At 73.0% G+C, this 13,384-nt stretch carries 6 protein-coding genes; 1 reads left to right on the forward strand and 5 read right to left on the reverse strand.

Features of this window, described 5'->3' with window-relative positions; all coding sequences use genetic code 11:
- Positions 1-7,256, reverse strand: a 7,256-nt coding sequence (locus ACIQFU_RS34665; RefSeq protein ID WP_402556997.1) for an amino acid adenylation domain-containing protein, incomplete at its 3' end; no start/stop codon positions are given.
- Positions 7,257-8,100: 844 nt separating this feature from the next.
- Here ACIQFU_RS34665 and ACIQFU_RS34670 point away from each other — a divergent pair.
- Positions 8,101-9,297, forward strand: coding sequence for a M23 family metallopeptidase (locus tag ACIQFU_RS34670; RefSeq protein WP_264334036.1), 1,197 nt, complete (start codon positions 8,101-8,103; stop codon positions 9,295-9,297).
- A 118-nt stretch (positions 9,298-9,415) separates the two neighbouring features.
- Here the strand turns inward: ACIQFU_RS34670 and ACIQFU_RS34675 are convergent, their stop codons facing one another.
- The 4 genes from ACIQFU_RS34675 to ACIQFU_RS34690 all read right to left on the reverse strand — a co-directional run bounded on the left by ACIQFU_RS34675 (position 9,416) and on the right by ACIQFU_RS34690 (position 13,374).
- Positions 9,416-10,153 carry an ABC transporter permease gene (locus tag ACIQFU_RS34675; protein ID WP_007445540.1) on the reverse strand — a complete coding sequence of 246 codons (738 nt, stop codon included), beginning with the start codon at positions 10,151-10,153 and terminating at the stop codon, positions 9,416-9,418.
- Positions 10,134-11,111, reverse strand: a complete 978-nt coding sequence (locus ACIQFU_RS34680) for an ABC transporter ATP-binding protein (protein WP_007445539.1) — start codon at positions 11,109-11,111, stop codon at positions 10,134-10,136. The genes ACIQFU_RS34675 and ACIQFU_RS34680 overlap by 20 nt, the downstream gene beginning before the upstream one ends.
- Before the next feature lie 70 nt (positions 11,112-11,181).
- On the reverse strand, positions 11,182-12,366 hold the full coding sequence (locus tag ACIQFU_RS34685; protein ID WP_127895497.1) for a S8 family peptidase: 1,185 nt from the start codon (positions 12,364-12,366) through the stop codon (positions 11,182-11,184).
- Positions 12,367-12,615: 249 nt separating this feature from the next.
- On the reverse strand, positions 12,616-13,374 hold the full coding sequence (locus ACIQFU_RS34690) for a response regulator transcription factor (RefSeq protein WP_127895498.1): 759 nt from the start codon (positions 13,372-13,374) through the stop codon (positions 12,616-12,618).
- Between the last annotated feature and the right edge of the window lie 10 nt (positions 13,375-13,384).

The raw sequence follows: 13,384 nt of genomic DNA on the forward strand, positions 1-13,384 counted from the left end.
GCCACAAACGCCTCAGCCGTCAAATCCGGCCGCCCCAGATAACCACGCGCCAAACCCGCCCCACCCACAAACAACTCCCCCGCCACACCCACCGGGACCGGCTGGAACAGACCGTCCAGTACGTAGGTCTGGGTGTTGTCCAGCGGCCTGCCGATGGGCAGCACGGCGGGCGTGGGGTCCTGCGGTTCGACGCGGTGGCAGGTGGCGAAGGTCGTGGTCTCCGTGGGCCCGTAGACGTCCACGACCACCAGTGCGGGGCACGCCTCGCGGACCCGGCGCACCGCTTCCGTCCGTACCGCTTCCCCGCCGGTCCACACCTCCGTCAGGCCCGCGAAGCAGCCCGGGTCCTGGTCGGCGAAGAGGTGGAACAGCGCCGCCGTGAGGAACACGGCCGTGACCCGGTGCCGGGTGACCAGCTCGCGCAGCGCCTCGGCGGTCAGCGCGGTCTGCGGGGCGACCACCGTCCGGCCGCCGGACAGGAGCGGCGTCCAGACCTCGTGGGTGGAGGCGTCGAAGGCCTGCGGGGAGTGCATGAGGACGCACTCGTGCCCCTGGGCGAAGCGGCTGTCCAGCGCCAGGGCGACCACGTCGGCGTGGGTCACGGCCACGCCCTTGGGCCGGCCCGTGGAACCGGAGGTGTAGATGACGTAGGCCAGGTCGTCCGCCGTCACGTCCGGGGCGGACTCACCGTCGGGCCACCGGTCCAGCTCGCCCCACAGGTCCTCCACGACCAGCACCCGCGCACCGGTCTCCGGCAGCGCGCCGGCCGCCGAGCGCTCGGTGAGGACGAGCCGGAGCCCGGCGTCCTCGGCCATGTGGGCCAGGCGCTCGCGCGGATACGTGGGGTCCAGCGGCACGTACGCCCCGCCCGCCTTCACGATCGCCAGCAGGGCGACGACGCTCTCGACGGAGCGCGACAGGCACAGCCCGACGAGGCTCCCGCGCCCGACACCCTGGTCCCGCAGCAGCGCGGCGAGGCGGTTCGACCGCAGGTCGAGCTCGCGGTAGGTGGCCCGGCGCTCGCCGTCCACGACGGCCGGCCGTTCGGGGGTCCGCCGCGCCTGCTCGCGGAACCGCTCCGGGAGGGACACCGGCGCGAGGGCCGCCGGGTTGCGGGGTCCGCGGCTCCGCTCGACGATCCGGTCGCGTTCGGCGGCGTCGACGAGCGGCAGGTCCCCGACGCGCTGTCCGGGGTCGGCCAGCGCCGAGTGGACGAGCACCTCGAAGTGGTCGGCCATGCGCGCGACCGTCTCGGCGGTGAACAGGTCGGTGGAGTACTCGAATCCGTAGTGCATGCCCTCCGGTGCCGACTGGACCATGAGGGTGAGGTCGAAGCGGGAGACGCCGACGCTCATGCCCTCGGCGATCAGGCTGTGCATCCACGGCTTGGGCTGGACGAGGGCCGACGGGTGGTCCAGGAGGGGCAGGCTCTCGTCGGCGAACATCACCTGGAAGACCGGGTTGTGGCTCAGGCTGCGGGTCGGCCGGATCGCGTCGACCAGCCGCTCGAAGGGGACCTCCTGGTGGCTCTGGGCGTCGAACAGGCTCTTGCGGACCTGGAGCAGGACGTCCTCGAAGGTCGGGTTGCCGCGCAGGTCCACCCGGAGGGCGATCGTGTTGACCAGGAACCCGATCATGGATTCCAGTTCGACGCGGTTGCGGTTGGCGATCGGCACGCCGATGACCAGGTCGTCCTGGCCGCTGTGCCGCGCCAGGAGGACCGCGTAGGCGCTGAGCGTGGTGATGTAGTTGGTGACCTGGTAGTCACGGCTCAGTTCCGCGATCCGGCGGGTCGCCTCCGGTGTCAGCTGCCGCCTGAGGAATTCGCCGCGCAGGCTCTGCACCTCGGGCCGGGGGAAGTCCGTGGGCAGGGTGAGGAGTTCGGGCGCTCCGGTGAGCTGCCGGCGCCAGTGCTCCAGCTGGTGCCGGAGCCGGTCCTCCTCCAGCAGGCCCTGCTGCCACACCGCGTAGTCGGCGTACTGGACGGCGAGATCGGGCAGCGGGCACGGTTCGCCCGCGTCGAGGGCCCGGCAGATCTCCAGGAACTCCTGGCCGAAGACGCCGATCGAGTAGCCGTCGAAGACCAGGTGGTGGGCGCTGAGCGCCAGGAGCTGCTCCGTCGGCGACCACTTGACGAGCAGGGCCCGCAGCAGGGGCCCCTCGACCAGGTCGAACGGCTGGTCCCACCACCGGCGGATCTCGTCCCGGGTGCGCTGTTCGCTCCGGTCCTCGGGGAGTCCGGACAGGTCCAGCGTCGGCACCTCGACGGCGCACCCGTCGCCGACGACCTGCCAGACCCGGCCGTCCCGTTCGCGGAAGGTCGTCCGCAGGGGTTCGTGCCGGCGCAGCATGTGTCCGAGTGCCTCGCCGACCACCGGGACGCCGAGGGACGCGGGCAGGGGGACGAGCCAGTTGACGGTGTAGGAGGTGGTTCCGGGGCTCATCCGGTCGATGAACCACAGCCGTTGCTGGTCGAAGGTGGCGGGCAGTTCACCGTCCCGGGGGACGGGGACGAGGGGGCGGGCGGGCTGCGGCTGCCGCTCCTCCTGGCGCCGCCGTATCTCGCGGGCCACCCCGGCGATGGTCGGGATGTCGAAGAAGAGGCGGACCGGCACCTCCAGCGAGAACACCTGCCGGACGCGGGCCGCGATCTGCACGGCGAGCAGCGAGTGCCCGCCCAGCTCGAAGAAGTCGTCGAGGACGCCGACGGGCGAGCGGTCGAGGATCTGCTCCCACATCGAGACGAGGAGCGCCTCGGTGGTGTTGCGGGCCGGGAGCGCCGAGGTCGGCCCCGCGGTCCCGGACGCCTGCGGGAGCAGCAGCGCGCGCCGGTCCAGCTTGCCGCTGGAGGTGACGGGGAGGGCGTCGAGCGGCACCAGGTCGGAGGGCACCATGTAGCCGGGCAGCCGCTCGGCGAGGTGGGCATGCAGCCGCGGTACCAGAAGGTACTGGATCTCCGCCTTGAGGGGCTGGTTGGCGTACTGCGACCAGTCGTCTTCCTCGTGCTCCGGTCCGCTGTCCGGTGCCGTCGGGACGACGACCCGCGCGGCGTCCGGGGCCGGTTCCGTGCCGACGCGGGTCAGCAGGACGTCGTAGCCTCCGTCGGTGCCGTGCCGGCTCCAGTCGGGCGCGGCCAGGTAGCCGGCCTGCTCGGCGAGTTCGCGCAGTTCCTCCGGGTCGGCGCCGTCGGCGGGCCGGCCCTGGGCGCGCCAGGCCTCGACGGTTTCCAGGCCGGCCCCGCTCTTCAGCCAGCGCAGGGTGCGTACGGCCTCTTCGACGCGTGCGTTGGGCACGTTGCGCAGCCACATCCGGTCGGTGCCGGCGGCGAGCAGTTCCCGCAGGGCCGCGGTCCCGAGGCGGTCGGCGGTCCAGTCGTGCTCGGGGCAGTCGGGTGCCGCGGTGGCGGCGTCCGGGACGGGCTCCCCGACGTGCAGGACCACCTGGTAGCGGAACATCGACATCTCGTTGAGGTGGCGGGCGCCCTTGGGCCGTACCTCCACGCGGTGGATCCGGCCGGTGCGGGCCGCCCACGCGTGGAAGAAGGCCGGGTCGAGCGTCAGCTCCTCCTCCTGCCGCACGCGCTGCTGGACCCGCTGCCACAGCTCCGCCCGGGTGGTGGTGTCCGGGGCACGCTCCGTCTCGACGGCCGCGTGGAAGGCGTCGAGCAGCGGGAGGCTCCGTACGTCGCCGACGATGATCCGTCCGCCGTCGTCGACCCGTGACAGGGCCTGGTCCAGGACGCGGACCAGGTAGTCCACGTCGGGGAAGTACTGGACGACGGAGTTGACGACGACCGTGTCGACCGGTTCCAGGGGGAGGTCGCCGACGGCGTCGGCCTCGCACCGGTGCAGGACGACCGCGTCCTCGAGTTCCGGGCGGGAGCCGAGGCGGCCGCGGACGGAGGCGAGGGCGGTGGTGGAGAAGTCCGTGCCGTAGTACCGCCGGCATTCCCCGGCGAGCGGGAAGAGCAGCAGGCCGGTACCGCACCCGATCTCCAGTACGGCGCGCGGCTGGTGGGCGCGGATCAGCCGGACCGTGTCCTCCTGCCAGTCGCGCATCTCCTGCGGGGGGATGGGCAGCCCGGTGAAGCTGCTGTTCCAGCCGGAGAAGTCGTTGCCGTCCGCGGACTCCTTCGCCGCGTCGGCGTCGAAGGAGTCGTAGACCTCGCGCCAGCGTTCGACCCGCTTGCCGGCGAGCGGGTCGTCGCCGTCGCGGTGGCCGTCGTTCTCCAGTTCGCGCACGAGGGAGCGGGCGCGGCCCGGGTCCAGCACGACGTAGGTCACCAGCGACCTGTCGCCGGACCGGTCCTCGCGGACGATCGTGGCCGCGTCCCGGACCACGGGGTGCTCGTTCAGGGTGCTGTCGATCTCGCCCAGTTCGATGCGGTAGCCGCGGATCTTGACCTGGGAGTCGGTGCGTCCGAGGAACTCCAGGTTGCCGTCCGGGCGCCAGCGCGCCATGTCGCCCGTCTTGTAGAGGCGTTCTCCGGGGGCGCCGGCGAACGGCGACGGGAGGTACTTGGACGCCGTCAGACCGGGTTCGTTCGCGTATCCGGAGCTGAGGCAGGGGCCGCCGATGTACAGGTCGCCCGGCACGTCGAGCGGGCAGGGGCGCAGGCTCTCGTCGAGGACGTGGTAGCGGGCGTTCTGGATGGGCTTGCCGTAGGGGATGCTCTTCCACTCGGGGTCGACGTCCGTGACGGGGAAGAAGTTCGACCAGACGGTCGCCTCGGTGGCGCCGCCGAGGCCGACGACCCGCACGTTGGGGAACACCGTCCGCATCAGGTCCGGCGAGTGGACCGGGATCCAGTCCCCGCTCATGAAGATCAGGCGCAGGGTGCGGGAGACGATCCGGTGGGCGCCGTCGCCGTCGGTGGGGAGCAGGGGGACCAGTTGCATCAGGGCCGCGGGGGCCGAGTCCCAGAAGGTGATGGGTTCGTCGGCGAGGCGGCGCAGCAGGGCGGCCGGTTCCTGGATCTCCTCACCGGTGGCGATCCGGATCGACCCGCCGGCGGCGAGGATGCCGAAGACGTCGTAGACGGAGAGGTCGAAGGTGAGCGCCGTCACGAACAGGACCCGGTCGTCGGGGCCGACGCCGAAGGTTGTGTTGACCCATTCGATCAGGTTCACCGCCGGGGCGTGGGCCACCGTGACGCCCTTCGGCGTGCCCGTGGAGCCGGAGGTGAAGATGACGTAGGCCAGGTCGTCGGCGGTGGCCCGGCGGGGAAGGCCGTCGCGGGGCATGTCGGCGAGCGCCTCGGCGCGGTGCAGGGCGGGGGCCCCGTCGGCCGGGAGGTCCGGTGCGTCGTCGGCGGGGTCGAGGCACAGGAGGTGCGCGAGGTCCGGCAGGCCGTCCTCGGACAGCAGGCGGGGCACGAGGGAGTGCTGGGTGAGGACGCAGGTGGTCTTCAGCGCGTTGACGATCCAGTGCCAGCGCTTGACGGGGGCGTTGACGTCCAGCGGGACGTAGACGGCGCCGGCCTTGAGGATGCCCAGCAGGGCGGGGACCATCTCCGGGCGGCGTTCCAGGAGGATCGCGACGTGGTCGCCGCGGCTCACCCCGAGGCGGGTGAGGAGGTGGGCGATCTGGTTGGCCCGCTCGTCGACCTCCCGGTACGTCCATCGCTCGTCCTGGAAGAGCAGGGCCGGGGCGTCGGGCGTGCGCCGAGCCTGCCGCTCGAAGAGCTCGTGGATGCACAGGTCCCGCGAGTAGGGCGTGTCGGTGTCGTTCCACTCGTGGACCAGCCGGTCGAACTCCGCGGGGGTGAGCAGGGCCAGCTCGCCGGTGCGGGCGTGGGGCCGGGCGGTGAGTTCGGCGAGGACGCGGCGCAGGTGGCCCGCGGCCCGCTCGACGGTCGCCGCCGCGAGGCGCCGGGTGTCGTAGTGGAGGGTGAGCGCGAGGCGCCGGCCGGGGGTGGCGACCAGGCTCATCGGGTAGGGGGCGTGGCTCTCCTCACGGACCCGGTTCATCCGCAGGGCGGGGCCGGGTCCGGCGGCGGCGCCGTCCTCGGTGTCCGTCCCGTCCTCGGCACCCGTCCCGTCCCCGGTGTCCGCCCAGTCCTCCACCAGGACGACGGTCTCGAAGAGCGAATCGCCCGAGCCGATGCCGCCGCACTGCTGGATCCGCACCAGGGGGTGGTACTCGTGCTCCCGGACGCGGGCATACGTCTCCTGCAGCTCCCGCATCCACTCCGCCCAGTGCGCCTCGGGCGGCATGTGGACGCGCAGCGGGAGGGTGTTGACGAGGAGCCCCACCAGGTCCTGCGCGCCGGGCAGTTCGGCCGGGCGGCCGGGGGTCGTCACGCCCAGGACGACGTCCTCGGAGGTGGTGTAGCGGCTCAGCAGGAAGGCCCAGGCGCCCTGGACGAGGGTGGTGAGGGAGAGGCCGTGCTCACGGCCCGCGGCACGCAGGGCGGTGGTCTCGCGCTCGTCCAGGACGACCGCCACCTGTTCGTACCGGACCGTCACCGGCGCACCGTCCGGCTCGCCGGCTGGTCCGTCTCCGGCCGGTCCGTCTCCGGCAGAGGCAGAGGCAGAGGCCGGGGCCGGAACCGGGGCCGGGGCCGGGGACTCGACGGGCAGCGGATCGGCCGCCGCGACCCCCCGCAGCTCCTCGCGCCAGAAGGCCTCGGCCCGGCCGGTGTCCTGCGCCCTCCGCCAGTCGGCGTACTCCTCGAACGGGGTGGGCGCCGGGAGGTCGAGGGGTGTTCCCGCGAGCAGCGCCCCGTAGGTCCGCTCCACCTCGCGCAGTACCGTCTCCTGGCCGCGGCCGTCCGTCAGCAGGTAGTGCAGGCTCCACAGGACCTGGTAGCGCGCCTGCTCGAGGCGGGCCACGTGCAGCCGCCACAACGGCGCCCGGTCCAGGGCGAATCCCCGCTCGTGATCCTCGCGCAGCAGGGCGCCGCGCCGCTCGGCCCGCTGCTCCTCGTCCAGTCCGCGCCAGTCCTCCTGGACCAGGGGCACCTCCACGCGCTCCAGCACGGTGCGCGACGGCTGCTCGCCGGTGGGGTCGGGGAAGCAGGTCCGCAGCGCCGCGTGCCGGGCCGCCACCGCCGCCCAGGAGCGGCGGAAGAGGTCGGGGTCGATTTCCTGAACGACGTCGAGCAGGACCTGCGTGTGGTAAAGGCCGGCTCCTTCTCCGTGGCGGGATTGGAAGAGAATCCCCTGCTCGGTGGGGGACGCCGGGAAGGAAGTCTCCGCCCGCCGGCCTTCCGGGAAGACAGGGAGGTTTTCTGCCGAGTTACGAGAAGTACTCAAGACCACAATCCCCTGGAGTCATGAACGATGGTGCGCGCCGACGATCCGGCCCCGAACGAGGGGTGCGCCCCCGGCGGAGAAAGACCCGAATCAGTACCGAATCCCGATGTTCCGCCGGGCGCCGCACTGGACCCCGTGCGGGCCGGGACACGCGATGGTGAATCCGTTCTTCCCGGTCCGAAAATCGCGTCGGCGCGCCCTTTCGGCCGGCGTCCGACGGCGTCGGTTGTCCCGGTGTCAGGAGCGCTGGACCCGCCCCGACCTGACCTTCCACCCGCCCGGACCCGACAGCGGCGACCGCGTCGGGACGTCGTGGCGGGCAGGCGACACAAGAATCAATGCATCATGCGTCTTCATTCCCGAAGCCCCCGTACCTGCACTGTTTCCCTGAGTTCACCAGCAATTCGAAAGACACTCACCCGCTCCCTCGCGGGGAGCGGCGGTGGTGGTTTCACTCGTTCCACATCGGTGTGCATGTTCGTCGACTCGAACGAACGCTGTCAACAGATCCGATCCGCGGCCCGGCACCACCGCCCGAGCGGCTTTTCTGCTGCATCGTCACCACTGACCTGCACCGATTCAACATTGCACCACCCCGATTCGCGCGGGCCGGGCCGGACCACGCGTCGCGGAACTAGGAGAAAGTCCATTCATTGGTTTCACCGGGGGACGCCCGGGTGTGCCCCGGGGTGAGGTGGGAAAGCCATACGTGGTCCGGCCACGCGCCACCCGCTCGACCGCCACGCGCCACCCGCCCGACCCGTCAGAAGCCCGCATTCCGGCCTCCCGCGGCCCCCACGGGCGTCCGCCGCACCGCGTTCCTACCTCTCCGGGAGCCCAGTCCATGGCCCTTGCACTGCTGACCTCGGCCCTGCTCCTCTGCCTCCTGGTGGCCGTCCACCGGTACCTGTACCGACGGCTCGTCAAGGACGTGACGCTCCCGGGCGGCCGGGGACGGCGCCTCGGCGCGGCGCTGGTGTGGCTGTCGGCCGCGCTCACCCTGCTCCTGCTGACCGCGGGACCCGCCGAGCCCTCCCCCGGCGTCCGGCGGATCGCCGAGCGCGTCGCCGCCGTGTGGCCGACGCTGCTGCTGTGCCTCACCGTCGCGGTGCTCCTCGGCGAGGCCGTCCGCCCGCTGGTCCGGCGTCTCGCGGCCCGTCGGGCCGCCCCCGCTCCGGACGCGTCCCCGCGGGAGGGGGAAGGCGGGGCTGCCACGGGCGCGGCTGCTCCCCGGGCGGCCGACGACGATCCCGCGCGCAGGCTCTTCGTGGCGCGCACCGTCGCGATCGGCGCCTCCGCCCTCGCCACGGGCACCGCGTCCGTCGTGCTGGCCCGGTCGGGCGAGCCGGCCGGACAGGATCCACGGGCGCAGGGGGTGACGATCGCGCTGCCCTTCACCGGCCCGTGGCGGGTGAGGAACAGTCCGGCCCGGCGGGTCCCCAGCCACGGCACCAGTCTCCTCGGCAGCAGTCACGCCATCGACTTCGTCGCCGTGGACGAGCGGCACCGCACGGCGGGGAGCCGGTCCTGGCGGACCTTCCTCGCCACCGAGCCGCCGGAGCTGTTCCACGCCTTCGGCCTGCCGGTGCTGGCCCCCGTCGACGGGCGGATCGTCGCCGCCCACGACGCCGAGCCGGACCACGAGGCGCGGCGGTCGCAGCTGGCGCTGGTGCCGTACATGCTGGGGCAGGGGGCTCGGCTGCGCGAGGGGGTGCGCGCCATCGCCGGGAACCACGTGATCATCGCGCTCTCCCCGAGCGGTCCGTTCGTCGCCCTGGTGCACTTCAAGGCCGGTTCGGTCCGTGTCGCCGTCGGCGACACGGTGGTCGTGGGCCAGCACATCGCGGACTGCGGCAACTCCGGCAACTCGACCCAGCCGCACGTGCACGTCCAGGCCATGGACAGCGCCGACCTCTCCGTGGCCCGTGGGCTGCCGATGCGCTTCCCGGCGTACCGGGAGTGGAGCCGGGGGCCGGGCCGCGGGTTCCGTGTCGTCGAGGGGACCGCGCCGCGCGAGGAGTCCGTCGTGGAGCCGTTCTGAGGACGTTCCCCCCGGCGGCCGGCGTCCGGGGGGGGCGGGTACGGCGGTCGGAACGCCGGGGACGGCGGACGGGGCGCCGGGCGGGAACGTCGTCGCCCGGCGCCCCGTCCGCGCGGGATCAGGGCCTGCGGGTGATCACCCGGTGGGTCAGCAGGAACCCGCCGAGCGTCCAGGCCGCCAGGACGGCGAAGGGGAGCCCCGAGACACCGTCCGCCGGGGTGGCGAGCGTGTCCCGGACCGCCTCGGCCATGTACTGGAACGGGAGCACCGTGTGCACGGACTCGAACCAGTCCGGCAGCCGGGAGGCCGGGAAGGTGATCGGTGAGAACATCAGCGCCACGAAGACCACGAGTTGGGACATCAGCCGGGCGACCGGCGGAGCCATCCCGTACCCGATGCCGTACCCCAGCCCGATGGCCGTGAAGGCGGTCAGCAGGACGGCGGGGAGCACCAGCGGGCTGATGTCGAGGTCCAGGTCGAAGCGCAGCCCCGCGACGACGAGCGCGGCCACCATGCCGGGCAGCGCGGTGAGCAGCGCGATCGTGGCGTCCGAGGCGATCAGGGCGCTTCTGGGCACCGGCAGGGAGCGGTTGAAGTCGAAGATCCCCTCCTGCTTGGAGGACGCCACCTCCTGGGGGCCGATCACCATGCCCACGGTGATGAGGCCGAGCACCGGGGCACCGGTCGCCAGGTAGAGCGCGGTGGCGTCGTCCATCTCCGGCACGAGGTAGGCGAATCCGACGATGATGCCCACGGCGAGACAGGTCTGGATGACGAGGTTGAGGGGCAGGGTCGCGCGGCTGCGCAACGCGGTCCATCCCAGCAACAGGCCGTAACTACGCAACCAGTGAGTCATCCTTCTCCCCCTCTTCCGTCCCCGGTCCGCCCGGCGTGTCCTCGCCGCCCACGAGTTGCAGGTACACGTCCTCCAGACCGACCGGCAGCAGGGCGAACTCGTCGATGTGCCCGGCGTCACGCAGCTCCTGGGCCCAGGCGAGGGCCGTCGAGGCCGCGCCGGAGGCGATGGGCACCGCCATCCGCCTGGAGGTGAGCAGGGGCGGCCCCTCGACGGGGAGGTGGGCCGGCAGCTCCGGCAGGCGGTCCGGGAGGGCCGCGGTCAGTTCCAGCCTGAGGTCGCCGGGCGCCCGGGACCGCAACTGGGCGGCGGTGCCCTCCGCCACCACCTTTCCGGCACCCATCACGACGATGCGGTCCACGCTCCGTTCGGCCTCCACCACGTTGTGCGTGACGAGGAGCACGGCGTGACCGCGGTCGGCGAGTTCGCGGATCTGCCGCCACAGCAGCCTGCGGCGTACGGGGTCCACGTCGTTGGTCGGTTCGTCGAGCATGGCGACGCGGCCGGGCTCGGCCGCCGCCATGCCGTAGGCGGTCAGGCGGCGGATGCCGCCGGACAGCCGCTCCCCGGTGGTGTCGGCCCACTTCCCGAGGTCCAGCGCGTCGATCAGCTCCCCGGTCCGCTCGGCGGCGGCCCGCTTGTCCAGGCCGCGGATCCGGGCCATCGTCCTGATGGCCTGCCTCGGGGTCACCCCGGTCAGCGGGGCGTGGCCCTGGGGCATCACGGAGACCACTCGGCGGGCCCGGGCGGGTTCGGCGACCGGGTCGCAGCCGTCGACGCGGATGGTGCCGGAGGTGGGCACCACGAGCCCGGCCACCTGGTTGATCAGCGTGGTCTTCCCGGCTCCGTTGTGCCCCAGGAGGCCGACCACCTCACCGGCCTCGACGCTCAGGCTGATGCCGTCGTTGGCGCGAGTGCCGTCGCGGTAGCGCTTCACGAGTTCTCGGATGGTCAGCAAGATTCCGCCCGGTGCTGTGGAGGGGTGCGAGTGAGACGTGGCGACGGCGGGGCGCCGCCCAGTCTCGGGGTCATCGTGCGGTCCGCAGCAGCTTGTTGGCGGTGCCGGCCGGTACGCCGGTGAGCGTGTGCTTCACGGCCCGGTTCTTCAGGGCCTTGTTCACGGCCCGCGGTGAGGCGTGCGGCCGTTCGCCCAGCAGGAGCGCGGCGGCGCCGGACGCGTGCGCGGCCGCGACCGAGGTGCCGGACTCGGTGGCCGTGCCTCCGCCCGGCCGGGCGGAGGGGATGTCCACCCCGGGGGCGTAGAGGTCCAGCCCCTTGCCGTGGTTGCTGAACGGGGCGACCCGGTCGGCGCAGTCGGAGGCGCCGACGGTGAGTCCCTCGGCCACCCGGGCGGGCGAGGAGTTCGCGAGGTCGACGCCGTCGGCGCCGGCCGACATCGCGTAGGTGACCCCGGCGTCGATGGAGCGGCGCACCGCGTCGTCGAGGACCTCGCTCGGCGGGGCCCCGATGACGAAGTTGGCGACCGAGGGCCCGTCGGCGTGCTCGGTGACCCAGTCGATTCCGGCCACCACCCCGGCGAGGGTGCCGCCGCCCTGCGCGTCGAGCACCTTCACCGAGATCAGCCGTGCCTTCTTGGCGACGCCGTGCTCCGTGCCGCCGATGACGCCGGCCATGTGGGTGCCGTTGCCGTGCTCGTCGCCGCCGTCGCCGCCGAAGGCGTCGAAGCCGAACCCGGCGCGGGGCCTCAGCTCCGGGTGGTCGTAGTCGATGCCGGTGTCGATGACGTACACGTCGACGCCCCGTCCCGCCGAACGGGGGTAGCCGTACGAGCCGTCGAGGGGCAGCGCGCGCTGGTCGATCCGGTCGAGCCCGCAGGACGGCGGGGACGACTGGACCGCCTTCGGGGAACGGGCACGGTGCACCACGGTGTTCTGCTCGACCAGGCGCACCCCGGGGTCGGCGGCCAGTCGCCGGGCCTGCCTCGCGCTCCCCTCGATCAGCGCACCTCGCAGCGCGTGGTCGAACGTGTCGCGCACCCGCACCCCGTAGGCGTCGGCGAGGTCGGGCTCCGCTCCGTCCTCGAAGACGACGAGATAACTCCCGTCCACCGCTTGGTCGCTGCCCGCGTTGACGACGGTGACGGCGTCGGTCGCGTGTCCCGGGGCCGCCGTCGCGCCCACGCAGAGCAGAGTGCCCAGAGCCAGGGCGGCCATCGGTGCTGGACGGCGACGGGCGAGCCGTGCTGACGACATTTCTGTCCCCTCGAGAGAAACGTTTTCACTTGGCAGGGCAGCGCGGTGCGCTCCCGGTGGACCAGTTCCGAACGCGTCGCGGACGCGCCGCCGGACTTCGCCGACCACGTTCCCCCGCGCGGGCGGCAACGCGCCGGGTCCGGCCCCGATCACTGAAAGAATTCCCAGACCTGCGGGCCCCGGCTTGCCCCGCCCGCACGGCCTCGCGGCGCGCGCGACAGCGGTGGAAGGAGCGCGATCCGCACGGCGTCAGGCGAAGGGCTGGGCCTGGCGTATCGAGTAGAGCCCGTCCTCGGGGGAGTCCACGAGGCGGGCGGGCGCGAGCCGGTCCCTCAGGGCGGCGAGCCGGGCCGGCACCGTGGCCCGCAGGGACACCCGCTGGGCCCGCACGATCTCCTCGACGATCCGGTCGGCGCTCAGCGCCTCGCCCGGCCGCCGGGCCAGTGCGGCGAGGATGTCGAACTCCTCGTCGGGCAGTTCGGTCGGGGCTCCGTCGACCAGAACGGCCCGTTCGCGCAGGTCGACCCTGACCCGCCCGGCCAGCAACAGGTCCGGCAGTGGCTCCTCGGCGGTGTCCTCGAGGGTCTCCTCGGCGGTGTCCGCGGTGGGGTCGGGCCGGGAGGCGCCCTCGCTGACGGAGGGACCGGCCGGCCCGTTGCGGCGTACGACGGCACGGGTGCGGGCGAGGAGTTCGGCCAGGTTGTAGGGCTTGACGAGGTAGTCGTCGGCTCCCAGGTCGAGCGCCCGCACGCACGACTGGTGATCGTCCCGCGCGCTGGTCACGAGGATCGGGACCGAGCCGGTGGCGCGTATCGCGCCGCACAGCCAGAAGCTGTCGCAGTCGGTGAGGGCGAGGTCGAGCAGGACCGCGTCCGGCCGGGTCCGGTCCAGCAGGCTCAGGGCGGCCGCGCCGGTGGACGCGGACACCGCCTCCAGTCCCTGCTCCTCGAGAGCCGCGCCGAGGGCCACCGACACCCGTTCGTTGGGCTCAACGACCAGTAGTTTCACATCATCCTCG

This window comes from Streptomyces sp. NPDC093065 (assembly GCF_044754585.1).
Lineage (GTDB): Bacteria > Actinomycetota > Actinomycetes > Streptomycetales > Streptomycetaceae > Streptomyces.